Raw genomic sequence first — 17,540 nt, 5'->3', positions numbered from 1 at the left:
AAGAATTATTATTCATGTTGATTGTAATTAATAACCTGTCCCACATGGATTTCATTGATGCGCATGTACGCATGCGCAGGTTGGCATGAGCGAGCCGCTCGCACTTCCGCCAGCCATCTTTCTGATGGGTCCCACCGCCAGCGGCAAAACCGGTCTGGCTGTCGCCCTTGCCCAGCAGCTGCCGGTAGAGTTGATCAGTGTGGACTCAGCGCTGGTTTATCAGGATATGGACATTGGTAGCGCCAAGCCGGATGCCGCGACTTTAAAGCAGGCGCCACACCATCTTCTTGACGTGATTAGTCCTTTGCAATCGTATTCCGCGGCGCATTTTCGCCACGATGCCTTGCAACTGATGGCCGAGATTACGGAGCGTGGCCGTATACCGCTGCTGGTGGGTGGCACCATGTTGTATTTCAAAGCCTTGCAGGAGGGGCTTAATAATCTGCCGCAAGCGGATGCCGATCTGCGGCAGCGCCTGGATGAAGAGGCCGCTGTGCTGGGCTGGCCTGCCATGCATGCGCGCCTGGCAACCCTGGATCCGGAAACCGCTGCTAGATTGAAACCTACGGATTCGCAGCGCATACAGCGCGCTCTGGAAGTCTGCGAGTTAAGTGGTGGCCCCATGTCGGCCTTGTTTGTCGACGATAACGGCAGCACCTTCCCTTACCGCCTGCTCAAGCTGGCGCTGGTGCCGTCTGATCGGAGCGTGCTGCATGCACGTATTGCCGAGCGCTTTGACCTGATGCTGCAACAGGGCCTGATTGCCGAAGTGGAGCATCTGCGCCAGAAATATCCCGCCTTGCATCTTGGGCTGCCCTCCATGCGGTGCGTAGGCTATCGGCAGGTGTGGGAGTACCTGGATCAGCAGATCGACCATTTCACCATGCGTGAAAAAGGCATCATCGCCACCCGGCAACTGGCCAAACGCCAGCTTACCTGGTTGCGTGGCATGCAGGATACGGTCGAGGTGGATTGCCTGGCCCCTGATCTTGAGGCCAAGGTTTTTTCTACAATTAATCAGTTTCTTGCGGTGGGAACCTGATACCGATTATACGAAATCAGGTAGGGTGCTTGGGGGCTAGCTGAGCGATTGTATGCGCTTGGCTGCGTCCAGGCATTCTTGCAAAGAGGCCACCAGCGCCATGCGAATGAAACCCTTGCCGGGATTGATGCCATGCGCCTCGCGCGCCAGGAAGCTACCCGGTAGCACCGTGATATTCAGGTCACGATACAGGCGAATGGCCAGGTCGGTATCGCTGCCATCTGTTTTTGCCCACAGATAAAACGCAGCATCTGGCCGCGAAGTTTCCATGGCACCTTGCAGCAACGGGGTTACCTGATCAAACTTTTCGGCGTACAGGCGGCGGTTTTCCTGCACATGCACTTCATCATTCCAGGCGGCAACGCTGGCGGCCTGCACCGCAGGGCTCATGGCGCAACCATGGTAGGTGCGGTACAGCAGGAATTTCTCAAGAATGGTGGCATCGCCCGCTACGAAGCCCGAACGCATGCCCGGCACATTGGAGCGCTTGGACAATGAGCTGAAAATCACCAGCCGGCTGAAATCACGTCCCAGCAGATGGGCGGCCTGCAAAGCACCAAGCGGCGCTTCACCTTCCGTGAAATAGATTTCCGAGTAGCATTCGTCGGCAGCAATGGTAAAGCCATAGCGATCCGAGAGCATAAAGGCCAGCTTCCATTGCTCCAGCGACATCACCTTGCCCGTGGGATTGCCCGGCGAGCACAAGTACAAGAGCTGGGTACGCAGCCACACGCTTTCCGGCACGCTTTCCAGATCCATGGCAAAGTCGTTTTCGGGCAGCGTATTCAGGAAATACGGTTCGGCGCCTGCCAAGAAGGCGGCTCCTTCATAAATCTGGTAAAACGGATTGGGGCAGACCACCACTGGCGCTGGCCGACTGTTATCGATCACCGCTTGAGCAAAGGCAAACAAGGCTTCGCGGCTACCGTTGACCGGCACGATTTCCGTTTCGGGATTCATCAACGGGATGCCATAGCGACGGCTTAACCACGCCGCAATGGCTTCACGCAGGGCGGGCACCCCCAGAGTTGTGGGATAATTGGCCAGCCCGGCCAGATTGTCCACCAGGGCTTGCTGAATCAGCGCAGGCGTCGCGTGCTTGGGCTCGCCGATAGAAAGATTGACGGGGCTATAGTCCGGATTGGGCTTGATGCCGGCAAACAGGTCGCGCAGTCGCTGAAAAGGGTAGGGCTGTAATTTATTCAGGTTTGGATTCATTCGTATATTTTAACGCAAGTCCGCCGGGCTTGGGCTGCGGCAGCCAGCCAAATGGCGGCTTAACTTCAAGAAAAGACGTTCTGTGGTATCGCAAAAAACAACACAAACCATCGCAAGCGCAGGCTTGCTGTTTGGCGCCCTCTGTTGGGGTGTGGTCTGGTATCCCTATCGCCTCATGCAGGAGGCAGGCGTCTCTGGCGTGGCTTCCAGCTTTTATACCTATAGCCTGACGGTTTTTCTGGCGGCACTCTTGTTCGGACGGCACTGGCGCGGGCTGTTCAAGCAGCCTGCCAGTATTTTCTGGTTGTGCCTGGTCGCAGGCTGGACCAATCTGAGTTATGTATTGGCGGTCATTGATGGCGAAGTGATGCGCGTCATGCTGCTGTTTTATCTTTCCCCATTGTGGACGTTGATTCTGGCGCATTTCTGGTTGAAGGAGCGGGTGGATGCCAAGCGGTTGGCGGTGATAGCAGTATCGCTGACCGGTGCATTCATCATGCTCTGGCAGCCTGGAGAATGGCCGCTGCCGAGTAGTCGCGCTGACTGGCTGGGGCTGTCTTCCGGTATTGGCTTCGCGCTGACCAATGTCATTACGCGCAAGTCGGCGCATTTGAGCATCGTCGCCAAGTCGATGGCGGTATGGGTGGGGGTGATCGGCATGTGTCTGGTGTTTCTGCCGTTTCAGCCTCTGGCATTCCCGACACCCGCGACTTTCAGTCTCACTAGCTGGCTGATCATGGGCCTGATTTCGCTGTTGCTGATGGCGGCGACCCTGTTTGTGCAATATGGCATCACCCATATACCCGTTACCCGGGCGTCCGTGCTTTTCCTGTTTGAACTGGTAGTGGCCGCGGTGGCGTCGTATTACTGGGCTGGCGAAACCATGCAATGGAACGAGTGGCTGGGGGGCGGGCTGATTATCCTCGCTGCGGTGGCCGCAGCCCGGGCGGAGGCGGCATAGGACGACCATCCGGGCCCAGTGGCATGCTGAACCCATCGGGAGCGCCGACCTTGTCATCGCTCAAGTCCAGAGCCACAGTGATGTTGGCATGATAGCCATCTGCCTTTTCTATCGGCGACAACAGTAGCTGGTTGCCATCTTTGCCATAATGTATGTCACGCGTATTGCGCGTGTCGCGTGGCTTGGGCCGTTTGTATGGCGCATGCTGAAAAACAGCATCGCTCAGCCTGTCATCAAAAAACAGTTGCGAAGTAAATTCGTAACTTGCCCCCACGCTGTTCTGGGTACGTACCTTGAAGTGGACATGCACGGCCCGGCCAGAATACCAGCCGGGATAGATGGTTTTGAAGGTCACGCTCCCAGCCTGATCTGATACCTGATACCCGCGCAAAAACTTCTTGCCCAGCGTATTCATGTCACTCACCCCTGAGTACACCCCCTGTGCGTCGCAATGCCACACATCGACAGTGGCGCCCGCCAGCGGCTCGCAGCTGTGCTGGGCCAGATTCAGCAGGTCTATGCTCAATATCAGCGGTACACCGGGGCTGAACAGATGTGTGACAGGATCAAGGCGTATATCCCTGCGATTCAGCTGATGATCGACAAAATACGGGCCTTCCGTGCGCTCGGGCTTGGCGATGCAGGTGATATTGTTACTGGCGCTCGCCCATATGGCGCGGCCTGCCATTGGCGCGGTCAGCAGAAAAGCAAGCAGTTTGCGGCGTAAGCCGGAGAAAGCGCGGGTAGTGCACATGCGTGGAATCGTCGGGGTAACAGAACGGCACCACTATAGCGCGCTCAGCCTGCCCCGACAGGGGCTCCACAGGCAAAAAAATGTAAAGCCTGATTAAGCTCAGGATTCCTCGGACTCATCCGCAAACCGGATGCGCAAGGACAGGTCATTGCGGGAATCGGCATTTGCCAGCGCATTTTCCTCGGTGATCCTGTCGTTGCTGTACAAGCGGAATAGCGACTGGTCGAAAGTGCACATGCCGATATCGTTGTTGTCCGCCATGACATCCTTGATCTCTTCCAGCTTGGATTTCTGGATCAGCTCGGAGATATAAGGCGTGTTGATCAACACCTCGATAGCCGCTGCGCGTTTGGTCAGCTTGCCCGGGATCAGGCGCTGCGAAACAATGGCCACCAGATTCATGGAAAGCCCCAGCAGCAAACCGGCTTTACCCTCGGGCGGGAAGAAGGAAATGATGCGCTCAATGGCCTGGTTGGCGTTGTTGGCATGCAAGGTAGCCAGGCACAAGTGCCCGGTTTCGGAGTAGGCCATGGCGTGCTTCATGGTTTCCATGTCGCGAATTTCCCCTATCAGAATCACATCCGGCGCCTGCCGCATGGCGTTTTTCAGGCCATTGTCAAAAGACAGCGTATCAATGCCGATTTCGCGCTGATCGACGATGGATTTTTTGTGCTTGTGGATGAATTCGATCGGGTCTTCCAGCGTCAGGATATGGCCGGTGGTATTTTCATTGCGGTAGTCGATCATGGAAGCGAGCGTGGTGGATTTGCCAGACCCGGTAGAACCCACGACCAGCACCAGGCCGCGTGGCTTCATGATCAGCTCTTTCAGGATAGGCGGCAGCCCCAGCGCTTCAAATGTGGGAATCAGCGCCTTGATACAGCGAATGACGATGGCGACATCGCCACGCTGGCGAAAGATATTGACGCGGAAACGCGCATCTTCGATTTCATCCACGCTATAGGCAAAGTTCATTTCCAGCGTGGCTTCAAATTCCTTGATCTGCTCGGGGGACATCAGGGCATAGGCCACCTCTTTTACCATGCCGGGCGCCATCACCTGCGTGTTCACCGGCACGGTTTTGCCCTCAATCTCGATATGGATAGGGGTACCCGTGCTGAAGAAAAGATCTGATCCGTTTTTATCGACCATGAAACGCAAAACCGGCGTGATATCAATGGCTGCCATAGTCCTCCCCTGAGCGTGTAATCGGCCTACTTTACCATAAGGCGACGCCAGCGAAATTCGAGATGACAAAATGCAGTTGCGCGATAATGGTGCGCTATACTTCGCCATGCACGCGATGCTGGCAGACTGACGATTCCCAGGGCCCATAAACGGGCATTCAGCACATGCCGGGGATGGCACAAGGCTTGCATTAACCAACCGGGATTTCACAACGACCTCATCTATGAAGCTTTATCTCAATACACATTATCAAACCCTGAATATCACGGGTGGCAAAGCCATTGCGTCCTTTGAATGTGCGGACGAAGCCGCCTTGCTGGCGCAGCTGGAAGCCATCACCAAGGAATACCCGGCCGCCGCACTGGATGAGGCGCTGGTTTACCTTGCCGAGAGCGATAATCCGGCCAGCCTGGAAGCTGCCCTGGCCGACATCATGCCGTTCCGCACCTTTTATGCGCGCCGGCGTTACCCCTGGTTGCTGGATGATCTTGAGCAGCATGTGCAGATGCATTTTCAGCCCATCGTCGACTTCAGCCAGAATGGCAAGATTTTTGGCTACGAAGCCCTGTGTCGGCTGCGTGATCCCGATGGGCACCTGCTGAATGGTGAAGAGGCCTTTCAGCTGGCACGGCAGGTGCGCCGCACCATGGAGCTGGATATTGTCTGCCAGCGGCTGGCACTGGCCGGCAAGGCGAATTCGATAGCCAAAGGCATCCCAGTCTTCGTGAATGTACTTCCGCAAACCATCATGCGGGACGACTGGTTGCCACCTTTGCTGGAAACTCTGACACGGCTCGGCATCGAGCAGCGCGATGTGGTGGTGGAGATTGTGGAAAGCGAAGATGTCTCGCCCGAGCTTCTTGCCAAGTATTGCGACATTATCCGTACCCATGGCCTGCGTATTGCGCTGGATGACATGGGTTCCGGCTTTAACGGCCTGCGTGCGCTGGCTGCCGTGCGGGCCGACTTTATCAAGATCGACCGCGCCATTGTGCACGAGGCGCAGGGCAGCCGTGTACGCACGGTGCTGCTGGAAGCCATCATTTCCATGGCGCAGCGCTTGGGGTGCACGGTGGTGGCCGAGGGGCTGGAGCGGGTGGAAGACATTACCTACTGTCAGGATCTGGGGCTTACCTATGCCCAGGGCTATTATTTCGCCAAGCCGCAGCAAAAGCCCGTCAGCACGGTAAATTCGCTGCCCACGCGCGATGAATCCCACCGCTCGCACATCCCGGATGAGTTCCGCATTACCGAATATGTGACGCGCGGCATGACCATGGACGTCAATACCCCGATAGATCAGGCCCGCCGGACCTTTCTTGAATTTCCGGATGTGGCCATGGCCGTGGTACTGGATGGGCAGCGCCCGATTGGCCTGCTGAAGCGCGGCAAAGCCTTCAGTTATCGCAACCTGGCGCTCAGCAATTACTGTGATCCACTGCCGCGCATGGTGACCAACCGCATGCCAACCAGCATGCTGGCCCGCGGCTTGTATCTGGAGCGCGGTGAAGTCGAACCCTGGGTGATGGTGCATGAAGATGGCACCTACATCGGCATTCTGCAGCCGCTGGAAATCCTGTCGCAACTGATCAGTCGCAAGACCAGCACCGGTAGCCTGCACCCATTGAGCCAGCTGACCACCGGGCCTACGCTGCGCCAGTCGCTGGATATCAGTCTGCGTAACAATCCGACCACCGAGCTGGTATATATCGATCTTGATCACTTCAAGGCCTACAACGACCGCTATGGCTTTATCCGTGGCGATGCCATGATCCGCCTGCTGTCTGAAATCGTGCGCCAGGAATTCCAGGGCCGGGTTGGCATGCTGGTCGGCCATATTGGCGGCGATGACTTTGTGCTGATTCTGGATCACTACGATCCCGACTTGCCGCAAACGCTGCTGTCGGTCATCCATCATTTCCAGACCCTGGCGATACACCTTTACGACGAAAGCGACTTGCAGCGCGGCTTCTTCACGACCGAAGATGGCAAGGAGCATCCGGTGGCGAGCGTGTCGATTGCCGTGGTCAATGGCAAGCAGGGGCGCTTGTCCAACAGCGTGGCCGCCGCCGAGCGCGCGGCAACGCTGAAGAAAATCGGCAAGTCCAACATCGGCAGCATCATTGTGGTGGAAGATGAGCCGCCACAACTGATCCTGCCGGAAACCGAGGATTATTCCGACTGGCAGGGCCGGGCGCTGGAAGCCTTGCGATCACTGCTGGCATGGCACCGCAGCGAAGATGCCCACTGCCTGGATAGCTGCTTCTCCGAATATCCGTTCTTTGAGGTGGTGTTTGAGCTGGATGACAAGGGCGTGCAACGCTATCCGAACTGGATCAACCCCAATATGTACGGCAAGATCAAGGCCGGCGGCGCCGGGGTAGACAGAAGCCCGCAAGCCTATGCCAATGTCGTGCTGCAAAGCCTCAAGCCGTATATCTCCAGCATTTACCTGTCGACTGCCACCGAGGACTTCTGCCTGACGGTGTCGCTGCCCATGCTGGATGACACTGGCCGCTTGACCGGCATCCTGGTTGCCGACATCAGCATTGCCGCCATGGCCATGCTGAGCAGTACCTGATCGTTAAGTCATTTCTGAATAAAAGCCGGGCGGACTCTGCATAAGGGCCGCCCGGCTTTTTGCATCTTGAGGAATTGCTAGCGCTGCGCCCGCCAGATGTCCTGATATACCGATTCCAGCTTCCGGGCAAAGTGGCGGGTATCAAACAGCGGCAAGTCTGCTGAGGCTTGCTGCAAGCGTTCGCGCAATCCCTCCAGGGTTGCAGGATCATGTCTCAGGCTGATCGCCATGGCCTCATAGGCCGCCATGTCAGGCGCAATCAGTTCGGGCAAATTCACCGCATGCAAAAGACTGCCCGCCACGCGCGAGGCAAAGGTCTCGCCGCTGCAGGTCAGCACCGGCAGGCACATCCACAGGGCATCGCTGGCGGTGGTGTGGGCATTGTAGGGCAAGGTATCCAGGAACAAATCGGCCAGCGCGTGGCGGGCCAGATGGTCGGCCATGGCAACGCGCGGGGCAAACACCAGCCGTGCCGGTTCTACGCCCGCGGCTTTGGCGGCCTGCTGCAGGTTGGCGGTGGCAGTGGCATTGCTCTCCAGCAGCCACAGCACGCTGTCGGGCACCTGCTGCAAGATTCGCATCCAGCAGGCGAAAACTGCCGGGGTGATCTTGAAGCTCTGGTTAAAGCAGCAATAAACGAAAGCCTCTTCAGGCAAGCCATAGTCAACGCGGGCAGGGGTTTTGCCGATAGGGCGGTTTCTGTCATTGGGCTGATAGCTGCCCGGCAGCAACAGCAAGCGCTCGGCATAATCCGGCTGGCTGGCAGCTGGGGTGATGTAGGCATCGCTCAGCACATAGTCAAACAGCGGCTTGCCGTGCAGGCTGCCCATGCTGCCGGGGAAGCCCAGCCAGTTGATGCTGATAGGCGCAGGACGCAAGGCGACAATGCCGGTGCGGCTGCTTTGGGTAAAGCCGGTAAGGTCAACCAGAATATCAATTCCATCAGCATGGATGCGCTTCGCAGCATCGACCAGCGAGAGTGCGCGAATGTCGACAAAGTGATCGACCGCATGCTGCAGGCGTTGCCGCTCGGGACTGTTGTCATCCACGCCATACGAATAAGCAAACACCTCCAGCTGATCGCGATCATGCAGCTCCAGGAGCTCGGTTACCAGCGCCGCCAGCGGATGTCGCCGAAAATCGGCCGACAGATAACCGATGCGCAAGCGCTTGTTCTCATGGCGGATATGGGTAAAGGCCAGCTCGCTGGCCTGGGCGGTCAGGCTGGCATAGCGATTTTCCAGCCAGCGCTCTGCGCACAGGCGCTGCTCGGCGGCCGTGGTGCCCGGCATGGACAGAAAGGCAAACGGCGAAATCTGCGCAGAGGGCGCGCTATGCAGCCAGCCCCGCACTTCGTCTATCTGCTGCTCCAGGCCTCGCCAGTCGGCCGCATGCTGTTGCTGGTGTATCAGGTGAACCCGTGCATGGTAGAGATCAGGCTTTAGCGCCAGTGCGCGCTGGTAGCAGACAATCGCCTCCGGCAGCTGGCCCAGCTCGCGCAAAGCGTTACCCAGATTGTTGTGGGCATCGGCATCGTTAGGAGACAGCGCAATGGCACGCTGGTAGCTGGCGGCGGCCTGCGCGGTTTTGCCCAGCTCGCGCCTGGCATTGCCGAGGTTGAAATGCAGGGCTGCATCGTTGGGCGCCAGCGTCAGCGCTTCTTCGTAACAGCGCTCGGCCTCGGCATAGCGTCCAGCATCCTGGCAGGCATTGCCCCAGCCCAGCAGGCTATGGCCGAGGGCATCCCGCACTTCGGCTTCGCCCGGATGCACGCGCAGTACGCGGCGGTAACAGGCGGCGGCGTCTTCAAAACGCCCCAGCTCATGGTAGAGGTTACCCAGATTGTTTTGCAGCACCAGATCCTTGGGCGTTAGCAGCATGGCGCGCTCGTAGCTTTTCAGGGCCTCTTGCCGCTTGCCTGCCGCACGCAGGGTCAACCCATGGTTGATCAGCATATCGGCATTGCGCGGCTCCAATGCGACCGCTTGAGCAATCAGTTCGGCCGCCTCGGCGGCGCGCTCGGTCTGGTAGCAGAGGATGCCCAGCATATGCAGACCATCGGCATGGCGCGGCGCATGTTGCAGCAATTGACGGTAGAGAAGTTCAGCCTGCTGAAAGCGGCCTTCACGATGGGCGCCGCTGGCCTGTTGGTAAAGTTGCGTGGGTGACATAAACCGATTTTACGAGGGATAGGCAGCGAGGCCAAGCACCAGGCGCTTCAAGCCCATGCTGCGCAGCAGAAAACGGTTGGGGTCCAATGCCGCGAGCAGTTTGCTATCGACCGGGGCAGGCTCACCCGCAATGGCACTCGCCAGCATCTCGGCGCACAGCGGGGCATTGATCAGACCTTTGGAGCCGTGGCCGGTATTGACATACAAGCCCGGCAGCCAGGGCAAGTCCGCCGGGTTGGCGGTATGGCGCGGTGGCTGGGCTTGCAGGGCCGCCGCATCAAGTACCGGGCCCGCCATGGGCAGGTAATCCGGCGTGGCGGCACGAAATGCGGTGCGCCCCTCCAGGGTGTCAAAATCCAGCGGTGGCAGGCTGGCGTGCATGGCGGGCAGAGTGCGCGCCAGCATGGCGAGGTTGCTGGCATGGTCCTGTGCTTTGACGCTGGTATCGGCATCGTCCGCGTCAAAGGTGGCACCCAGGCAATGGCGGCCTTGCACGGCGGGGCTGATATAGCCATCGCTGCAGACAATATTATTCAGCGGGACATCCGTAGCGGTGGCTGGCAGCAGGGTGATCTGCCCGCGCACATTTTGCAGGGGCAAATGCGCTGTCAGGTCAAAGCGCGCGCTATCGGTGGCAGCGGCAATTACCAGCACCGGTGCAGTCTCCAGCAAGCCATCGATGCCGATGACCTGCCATTCATCGCCCACTCGCTGGATGTTGAGCGCCTCTGTGGACACGCGCTGATGGATGTTGGCATGGTTCACCAATGCGCGGCAGAAGGCGGGGGGATGCACCCAGCCACCTGCGGGAAAATACAAGGCATCCTGCGCTACTGCCTGTCCGGCAAGCGCACTGGCTTCAGCACTGGATAGCCATTGCACGAGATCCGGCGGCAAATCACGTGCGGCTATTGCCAGGCAGCGCTCGCGCTCACGTGCATCGTACGCCAGCTGCAGCAAACCGCAGCGCGCATGGTCCGCTGCGCTCAGTTGCAATTGCTGCAACAGGCGCAAACTGTGCAAAAACCCGTGCTGCGCGAGGCGGCTGAGTATGATGTCTTGCCCGGCCAGCCGCGGGTAAAGCACGCCCAGTGGATTGCCGGAGGCGGCCTCGGCAATCTGTGGGTGACGCTCAATCAGCGTGACCTGCCAGCCGCGTTGAGCCAGGGCGTGACTCGTTGCACACCCGGCAATACCACCGCCAATAACAATGGCCTTGCCTGGGGAGTGTGGGGCAGGGCGCGCAGGCGCTGCATGACGTTGCCTGGCGGTGGATGCCGGAGCATCTTGCGCCGTTGCTTGATTAACGGATTCGCCAGCGCGTTGCTCAAGGGGCTTGTCGCCAACATGCCCGGCAAGCATCTCGCGCTTACGGCCATGGCCGGGCACCTTGCGCACCACAAAGCCTGCCGCCTGCAAACCGCGTTTGACGATACCGGCGCTGGTGAAGGTGGCAAAGGTGGTCTCGGCATGCGAGAGGCGGGCCATCTGCGTAAACAATGGTGCCTGCCACATCTCCGGATTGCGCGACGGCGCAAAGCCATCGAGAAACCAGGCGTCGACAGAGGCTCGCAGGCTGGGCAAGGTTTGGGCCACATCGCCAATCAGCAAGGTCAGTATCACGCGGCCGTTCGCCAGCGAGAGCCTGTGCATGCCAGGGGCCAGCCATTGGTATTGGGCTAGCAGCTCCGCGCTGTAGCGTGAAAATTCCGGCCAGCTGGCCCAGGCCTGCTGCATGTCGCTGAGGCTGAGCGGGTGTTTTTCGGTGCTGATGAAATGCAGGCGGGCATCATGCGGGGCGGTTTCTTCCCACAGCTGCCAGGCGCAAAGCAGGTTGAGCCCGGTGCCGAAGCCCGTTTCGGCGATGGTGAAATGGCGCGCCTGACGCCCCTCATTTCCCTGGCCTGGCTGACCATGCATGGCAAGCCAGCGCTCGCGCAACTGGTTGTGCTGCAGAAAGACATGGCGCGTTTCGTCCGGCCCGCTCTCACGCGAGAAATAGACATCCTGGTAGACCGTGGAGTAGGGCTCGCCATCGCGCCATTCAATCATGGGCGTACCTGCGTTTGGAGTATCTGACTTGGGCTTGCATGCTGAGGTGTGAAATTCCGGATGGCTGTCTTGAACGCTGTCTTTAAAAGACTGCGCTGTATAATACGATATATGCGCACCCTGTACATCCCCATTCTCCCCGTCACGCTTGCCAGATGACGCCGCTACCGACCAATGAAGCCTCTGCCTGGCTGCGCCAGCATCTCACCGGGTTGCCAGCGGGTGCCCATGTGCTGGATGTGGCGGCGGGTTATGGCCGCAATACGCGCTGGCTGGCAGCCCAGGGCTTTCGCGTCGAGGCGGTGGATATTGATGCGACGGCCTGCATATGCCTCAGCAAGCTCGCCAATGTAGAGGCGCTATGTGCTGACCTGGAGTCGGATCCATGGCCTTATGGCGTAGATCTTTTTGATGCCGTGGTGGTGTGCCGTTATCTGCACCGGCCCTTGTTTCCCTCGCTGTTATCCAGCATCAAGCCCGGCGGTCTCTTGATCTACGAAACCTTTATGCGCGGGCAGGAGCTGCTGGGACGGCCGCAGAACCCGGACTTTCTGCTGGAGCCGGATGAACTGCGGCAAGTGGTGACGCCGGGCTTTGAGGTGCTCGCCTTTGAGCAGGGTTTGTTCAAGCAGCAGACACCCGCCATGATGCAGCGCATTTGCGCGCGCAAGCGGGCCAGCTGATTCAGATTAAGCTACAGCCACCGGTGCCCGGCGGTTTTCCGGCTTGACCAGCAGCATGTGCACATCGCCCAGCGCACGCTCGGCAAAGCCACCCTCGCAATAGCACAGATAAAACTCCCACATCCGAATAAACTCATCGGGGTAACCCAGCGCGCGTATGGCGGCTTCATTGCGGAAGAAGTTGTGGCGCCACTCGGCCAGGGTGCGAGCGTAATGCGGGCCGATGTCTTCCAGGTCAAACAGGCGCATATCAGTCGCCCGGGTAATGCTCTGCAGCATGGCGGTGACCGAGGGGATGCAGCTGCCGGGGAAAATATAGCGCTGGATGAAATCTACCGAGCGGCGGGCCGCATCGTAGCGCTGGTCGGCAATGGTGATGGCTTGCAGCAGCATCATGCCTTCCGGCTTCAAAAGGCGGGCGCACTGCGCGAAGTAGGTATCGTAAAACTGATAGCCCACGGCCTCGATCATCTCGATCGATACCAGCTTGTCGTATTGGCCTTCCAGTTCACGATAATCCGTCAGCAGGATATTGATCTTGTCGCTCAACCCGGCTGCGGCCACGCGCTGTTGCGCCAGGTCATACTGCGCTTGCGAGATGGTGGTGGTGGTCACCTTGCAGCCATAGTGGCTGGCGGCATAAATGGCAAAACCGCCCCAGCCGGTGCCAATCTCGACCACATGATCCGCCGGACTGAGCTGCAGCTTCTGGCAGATGCGCTCCAGCTTGTGCAGCGAGGCTTGTTCCAGCGTCATGTCATCACGCGCGAAGATGGCGGAGGAGTACATCATGGTCGGGTCCAGAAACAGCTGGAACATGTCGTTGCCCAAATCATAATGCGCGGCAATATTCTTGCGGCTGCCTTGCTCGGTATTGCGGTTCAGCCAGTGCAGGCCTTTCAGCAAGGGCTTGAACAGGCTGGCAAAGCCGCCTTCCAGCGTATCCATCACCGATTGGTTGATCGCCATCAGACGAATCAGTCCGGTGAGGTCATCGCACTGCCAGTAGCCTTGGATGTAAGCCTCGCCTGCGCCTATGGAGCCCGCAAAGGCAATATCCGCATAGAAACGGGCATCCAGCACGGTGAGATGCACACGCAAGCCCGAACCAGGTTGGCCAAAATGTAGCGTTTCCTGCTGCTCGCTCACGATCAGCTCGCCCCGACTCAGGCGGGCCAGACGTTGCAGTACCAGTTTTCTGGCAAGCGATTGCAACCAGCCGGCTTTTTGCGGCAAGCTGGTGATCGGGCTAACGGTGGGCAAGGCAGGCTTGGGCGTCATGGATTTCAGGCTCATGTTTTTCATGTGAAGACTCAGCGAGAGTTAAGGTTGCCGGGAGTCGGCGGGTTGCGGATGACTGAAAAAGGGCACGCGCTTCAGCCACAGCCGTAGCGCTTGCCAGTAGATGGCACGAATCACGTTCAGCGTCATCAGTGGGTACTGCAACATCAGCAGGTTAAGACGAACACCACTCAGCGGCTGTCGCTGCAATTGCAGGGTGGCATCAAACATCTTGCCGTCGGCATGCAGATTGCGCATGTGGACATTCAACTCAGCACCCGGCGCCGAAAAAAACCAGTCGTAGTCGATATCCATGGGCATGAACGGCGACACATGAAAATCCTTGCGCATGGCAAAGCGAAAACCACCTTTTTGCGGGTTATCGCAGTTCAATACATAGGCGTGGCGCTCGCCCCAGGGCGTGTTGGTGATGTCGGCGACGATGGCGCGCAGGGTGGTGCCATCCGCATCAAAGCAATAGTAAAAACTGACCGGGTTGAAGCAATAGCCAAAATAGCGCATATGCGTGAGCAGGCGGATGGGGCCGGTCAGCGTGATGCCAGTTTGCTCATGCACGAGTTGCTGCACCGCGGTCTTGAGCGGCATAGTCGGATCGCCCAGATAATCACTGCGCTTGAACCAGGCCAGATTGCGTCGGCGGGATGACCAAAGCCAGCGCTGGCTGAACAGCGTGGGTAGCTCGTCGAGATCGAGGTACATCATGAACAGCCGATAGCGGAAGGCATGCAGCACAGGCATGAAGCGGCGATGCCGCACTACGCCGCTGTAGATCGCGCTCTTTGGCGTCTTCAGGCTGTTGCAGGTGTCAGAATGACGCGGATCAGGCATGCTTGAAATGCTCCAGCGCACGCAGGGCACTGACCACGCCATCTTCATGAAAACCATTGCGCCAGTAGGCGCCTGCATAAGCGGTGCGATTCACACCGCTGATCTCGGCATGGCGCAGCTGGGCTGCCGCCCCGGCAGTGGTGTATACCGGGTGATGATAGGTGAGCCGCTTGATGATCTTGTCTTCGGCGATGCCAGCAGTATGATTCAGCGTCACCAGCAATGGCTCGCGGGACTGCAAACCCTGCAGGATGTTCATGTTGTAGGTGACAGCCACCCGGTCGGTCGGCGTTGGGGTTACGTGGTAATTCCAGGCCGCCCATGCCAGCTTGCGCTTGGGCAGCAGGCGCCGGTCACTATGCAGGACTATGCTGTTTTCCTGATAGGGAATCGCCCCCAGCACTTCGCGCTCAGCTGGCGTTGCATCGGCCAGCAGGCGCAGAGCCTGATCGCTGTGGCAGGCAAAAAACACCCAGTCGTAGAGTTCTTCTGTGCCCCCCGCCGGGGTGATGGCGACTGCGTTTTCCAGGCGACGTACCTGGCTCACCGGGGTGTTGAGGCGTATGCGATCTGCAAAACCGGCGGTCAACGCCTCGGCATAGCGCGCCGAACCGCCACGTATCACGCGCCATTGCGGCCTGTCGTTAACCGTGAGCATGCCGTGGTGATGGAAAAACCGCGCAAAAAATCGGGCCGGGAACGCCAGCATCTGGCGCGGTTCGGTTGACCAGATGGCCGAGCCCATGGGGATGATGTAGTAATCGATAAAATCCTGGCGGTAGCCGTGGCGCGCCAGATAGTCACCCAGCGGGATTTCTTCGCCTTCTTCCAGCAGCTCCAGCGACTCGCGGTTAAAGCGCAGGATGTCATTGATCATGCGATAGAACGCGGGGCGCAGCAGATTGCGGCGCTGGGCAAACAGCGAGTTGAGCGTGGTGCCGTTGTACTCCAGCCCGGTTTTTTCGCAGCGCACGCTGAAGCTCATGTCGCTATCCTGCCAGCCCACGCCGATCTCATTCAGCAGCTGGATGAAATTGGGGTAGGTGCGGTCATTGAACACGATAAAGCCGGTATCCACCGCATAAGACTTGCCCTCGTGCTGGATGTCATGGGTATGCGTATGGCCGCCAATGTAGCTTCCCGCTTCAAAGACGGTGATGTCGTGTTCGCGATGCAGATGATAAGCCAGGGTGTTGCCGGCGATACCGGCGCCGATAATGGCGATTTTCATAAGGTGCTCTCGTTGCTATTTACGCGCCGGGCATTGCGTATGTCTGCGGGAATGCTGCGCAAATCGCGAATCAAGCCCAGCGCCTGCAGGGCTTTCAGCCCATACCAGGTAATGTCGATTTCCCACCAGTAAAAGCCCTGGCGCGCGGCCCCGGGGTAATGGTGATGGTTGTTGTGCCAGCCTTCGCCCAGGGTGAACAGGGCAATCAGCGCATTGTTGCGGCTCTGGTCGGCGGTCTGGTAGCGACGGCTGCCCCAGTGGTGTGCCAGTGAATTGACGCTGAAGGTGGCGTGGTAAAGCAGCACGGTGGAGATGACAAAGCCCCACACCAGCATCTGCCAGCCATTGGTGCCCCACTCGGGCCGTATGCTCTCCAGCCATGCGCCCAGCGCATAAATACCAGCGGCCATCAGCAAGGGCACCACGACGTCAAAGCGGTCCAGAAAACGGAGTTCGGGAAAAGCGGCCAGCTCCTTCACACGCTCGGTGCGGGTGGCAAAATGCGCATCCGATAAAAACCAGCCCACATGGCTCCAGAAAAACCCATGATGAACGGGCGAGTGAGCGTCTTCCACCCGGTCTGAATTGGCGTGGTGATGGCGGTGCATGGAAGCCCACCACAACGGCCCACGCTGCACAGCCGTCGCCCCCAGCAAGGCAAATACAAACTGCATGAAACGGCTGGTCTTGAAGGCGCGATGCGAAAAATAGCGATGGTAAAACCCGGTAATGGCAAACATGCGCACCAGATAAAGTAGGCCCGCCACCAGCACGGCAACCGGGCTCCAGCCCACCCAGATCACCGCCAGGCAAGCGAGATGCAAGGCCACAAAGGGCAGGGCGCGCAGCCAGTCCACTTGATTGCTGGTATGGGCATCCACGTTTGCGGGCGCAATAGAGCTGTCCAGCCACCGCAGTAGCCGTTGCTGTATCGGTCTTGCCTGCGGCATCAATCCGCCCCCTTGGCTGGCGTGGTCGGCAGGGCTTGCTGCGGCACCTTGCGCAAGGCGCGGCTATCGTAGCCCAGCGCAATCACCTCGGCGACCAGCTTCTGGTAGGTGTCTTCGCTGATCTGCGGCTGCCGCGCCATGATCCACACGTAATCGCGGGCATTGCGGGCAATGATGGTGTGCTGATAGTCGCTATCCAGATAGGCAATCAGGTATTCCGCCTTGATCGGCCAGATAAACTGCATGCCCCATACGGCGTTATTGGTGCCTTCACGGACAAAACCGCGTGGGTTATAGGTTTTAAGCGGGCCATCAAACGCCCCCTTGTTGAAGGTGAAGGTCGTGGCGATGGTGCCGTCCTTGTCCAGCTGGTAGGACTCCACGGCGTTATAGGCTTCGGTTTCAATCGCGGTGGGAATCACGGCGATGACATACCAGGGCCCCATGAAACGGGCGAGATCAACCTCGGGTACCGGCGTGATGGGTGGCAGCTGTTGCGTCGCACAACCGCCAAGCAGGCTGGCGACAAATGCGGCAACACACGCCAGGCTGCGGGATTTGAAACGGGAATTTTGCATG

The 17,540-nt window shown here is 58.7% G+C and carries 14 protein-coding genes; 4 read left to right on the top strand and 10 right to left on the bottom strand.

From position 1 onward, the window contains the following. The first annotated feature begins 85 nt into the window (after positions 1–85). Positions 86–1,042 (top strand): tRNA (adenosine(37)-N6)-dimethylallyltransferase MiaA, encoded by a 957-nt coding sequence (gene miaA, locus FNL37_RS07390; protein WP_159355683.1) that lies wholly within the window; start codon positions 86–88, stop codon positions 1,040–1,042. Positions 1,043–1,078: 36 nt separating this feature from the next. Here the strand turns inward: miaA and dapC are convergent, their stop codons facing one another. Beyond that, complete coding sequence (gene dapC, locus FNL37_RS07385; RefSeq protein ID WP_159355682.1) at positions 1,079–2,260, bottom strand: succinyldiaminopimelate transaminase; 1,182 nt, start codon at positions 2,258–2,260, stop codon at positions 1,079–1,081. A gap of 82 nt (positions 2,261–2,342) precedes the next feature. Here dapC and FNL37_RS07380 point away from each other — a divergent pair, with 82 nt between their 5' ends. Next, positions 2,343–3,221 carry a DMT family transporter gene (locus FNL37_RS07380; RefSeq protein ID WP_159355681.1) on the top strand — a complete coding sequence of 293 codons (879 nt, stop codon included), beginning with the start codon at positions 2,343–2,345 and terminating at the stop codon, positions 3,219–3,221. Here the strand turns inward: FNL37_RS07380 and FNL37_RS07375 are convergent. Together FNL37_RS07375 and FNL37_RS07370 are read right to left on the bottom strand one after the other, a co-directional pair. Further along, on the bottom strand, positions 3,178–3,975 hold the full coding sequence (locus FNL37_RS07375; RefSeq protein WP_159355680.1) for an intradiol ring-cleavage dioxygenase: 798 nt from the start codon (positions 3,973–3,975) through the stop codon (positions 3,178–3,180). The genes FNL37_RS07380 and FNL37_RS07375 overlap by 44 nt on opposite strands. A 99-nt stretch (positions 3,976–4,074) precedes the next feature. Next, entirely contained in the window at positions 4,075–5,163 is a 1,089-nt protein-coding gene (locus FNL37_RS07370; protein ID WP_013442155.1) for a PilT/PilU family type 4a pilus ATPase, read from the bottom strand. Positions 5,164–5,386: 223 nt separating this feature from the next. On the opposite strand from FNL37_RS07370, the gene FNL37_RS07365 reads away from it, so the two are divergent. After that, positions 5,387–7,744 (top strand): EAL domain-containing protein, encoded by a 2,358-nt coding sequence (locus FNL37_RS07365; protein ID WP_159355679.1) that lies wholly within the window; start codon positions 5,387–5,389, stop codon positions 7,742–7,744. A gap of 77 nt (positions 7,745–7,821) precedes the next feature. Here the strand turns inward: FNL37_RS07365 and FNL37_RS07360 are convergent, their stop codons facing one another. Beyond that, positions 7,822–9,915 carry an O-linked N-acetylglucosamine transferase, SPINDLY family protein gene (locus FNL37_RS07360; protein WP_159355678.1) on the bottom strand — a complete coding sequence of 698 codons (2,094 nt, stop codon included), beginning with the start codon at positions 9,913–9,915 and terminating at the stop codon, positions 7,822–7,824. A 9-nt stretch (positions 9,916–9,924) separates the two neighbouring features. Next, the gene (mnmC, locus tag FNL37_RS07355) at positions 9,925–11,967 is read right to left on the bottom strand and encodes a bifunctional tRNA (5-methylaminomethyl-2-thiouridine)(34)-methyltransferase MnmC2/FAD-dependent 5-carboxymethylaminomethyl-2-thiouridine(34) oxidoreductase MnmC1 (RefSeq protein ID WP_159355677.1); all 2,043 of its coding nucleotides are present in this window, start codon (positions 11,965–11,967) and stop codon (positions 9,925–9,927) included. 155 nt (positions 11,968–12,122) lie between these two features. Between mnmC and FNL37_RS07350 the strand changes: the two genes are divergently transcribed. After that, a complete protein-coding gene (locus FNL37_RS07350) occupies positions 12,123–12,650 on the top strand; it encodes a class I SAM-dependent methyltransferase (protein WP_159355676.1) in 528 nt (175 codons plus the stop codon). 6 nt (positions 12,651–12,656) lie between these two features. Here the strand turns inward: FNL37_RS07350 and FNL37_RS07345 are convergent, their stop codons facing one another. From FNL37_RS07345 to FNL37_RS07325, 5 genes are read right to left on the bottom strand one after another with little or no spacing between them, the layout of a single operon-like run. Then, on the bottom strand, positions 12,657–13,946 hold the full coding sequence (locus FNL37_RS07345) for an SAM-dependent methyltransferase (protein WP_159355675.1): 1,290 nt from the start codon (positions 13,944–13,946) through the stop codon (positions 12,657–12,659). 27 nt (positions 13,947–13,973) lie between these two features. Further along, positions 13,974–14,780: a DUF1365 domain-containing protein gene (locus FNL37_RS07340; RefSeq protein WP_159355674.1), complete on the bottom strand. Its 807-nt coding sequence runs from the start codon at positions 14,778–14,780 to the stop codon at positions 13,974–13,976. Further along, positions 14,773–16,011 carry an NAD(P)/FAD-dependent oxidoreductase gene (locus FNL37_RS07335; protein ID WP_159355673.1) on the bottom strand — a complete coding sequence of 413 codons (1,239 nt, stop codon included), beginning with the start codon at positions 16,009–16,011 and terminating at the stop codon, positions 14,773–14,775. Before FNL37_RS07335 ends, FNL37_RS07340 begins: the two co-directional genes overlap by 8 nt. Next, positions 16,008–16,961, bottom strand: a complete 954-nt coding sequence (locus tag FNL37_RS07330) for an acyl-CoA desaturase (protein ID WP_159355672.1) — start codon at positions 16,959–16,961, stop codon at positions 16,008–16,010. Before FNL37_RS07330 ends, FNL37_RS07335 begins: the two co-directional genes overlap by 4 nt. Continuing rightward, positions 16,961–17,539: a lipocalin family protein gene (locus FNL37_RS07325; RefSeq protein WP_013442164.1), complete on the bottom strand. Its 579-nt coding sequence runs from the start codon at positions 17,537–17,539 to the stop codon at positions 16,961–16,963. The genes FNL37_RS07330 and FNL37_RS07325 overlap by 1 nt, the downstream gene beginning before the upstream one ends. Position 17,540: the final 1 nt, after the last annotated feature.

This window comes from Methylovorus glucosotrophus (genome assembly GCF_009858335.1).
Lineage (GTDB): Bacteria > Pseudomonadota > Gammaproteobacteria > Burkholderiales > Methylophilaceae > Methylovorus > Methylovorus glucosotrophus.
The sequence above is the reverse complement of the archived record's forward strand: the minus strand, read 5'-3'. Positions and strand labels throughout refer to the sequence as shown.

What these genes read in the sequence shown, in the direction of transcription:
- miaA (WP_159355683.1), top strand. Translation starts at nt 86, where the DNA reads ATGAGCGAGCCGCTCGCACTTCCGCCAGCCATCTTTCTGATGGGTCCC.
- dapC (WP_159355682.1), bottom strand. Translation starts at nt 2,260, where the DNA reads ATGAATCCAAACCTGAATAAATTACAGCCCTACCCTTTTCAGCGACTG.
- FNL37_RS07375 (WP_159355680.1), bottom strand. Translation starts at nt 3,975, where the DNA reads ATGTGCACTACCCGCGCTTTCTCCGGCTTACGCCGCAAACTGCTTGCT.
- FNL37_RS07370 (WP_013442155.1), bottom strand. Translation starts at nt 5,163, where the DNA reads ATGGCAGCCATTGATATCACGCCGGTTTTGCGTTTCATGGTCGATAAA.
- FNL37_RS07365 (WP_159355679.1), top strand. Translation starts at nt 5,387, where the DNA reads ATGAAGCTTTATCTCAATACACATTATCAAACCCTGAATATCACGGGT.
- FNL37_RS07360 (WP_159355678.1), bottom strand. Translation starts at nt 9,915, where the DNA reads ATGTCACCCACGCAACTTTACCAACAGGCCAGCGGCGCCCATCGTGAA.
- mnmC (WP_159355677.1), bottom strand. Translation starts at nt 11,967, where the DNA reads ATGATTGAATGGCGCGATGGCGAGCCCTACTCCACGGTCTACCAGGAT.
- FNL37_RS07350 (WP_159355676.1), top strand. Translation starts at nt 12,123, where the DNA reads ATGACGCCGCTACCGACCAATGAAGCCTCTGCCTGGCTGCGCCAGCAT.
- FNL37_RS07345 (WP_159355675.1), bottom strand. Translation starts at nt 13,946, where the DNA reads ATGAGCCTGAAATCCATGACGCCCAAGCCTGCCTTGCCCACCGTTAGC.
- FNL37_RS07340 (WP_159355674.1), bottom strand. Translation starts at nt 14,780, where the DNA reads ATGCCTGATCCGCGTCATTCTGACACCTGCAACAGCCTGAAGACGCCA.
- FNL37_RS07335 (WP_159355673.1), bottom strand. Translation starts at nt 16,011, where the DNA reads ATGAAAATCGCCATTATCGGCGCCGGTATCGCCGGCAACACCCTGGCT.
- FNL37_RS07330 (WP_159355672.1), bottom strand. Translation starts at nt 16,961, where the DNA reads ATGCCGCAGGCAAGACCGATACAGCAACGGCTACTGCGGTGGCTGGAC.
- FNL37_RS07325 (WP_013442164.1), bottom strand. Translation starts at nt 17,539, where the DNA reads ATGCAAAATTCCCGTTTCAAATCCCGCAGCCTGGCGTGTGTTGCCGCA.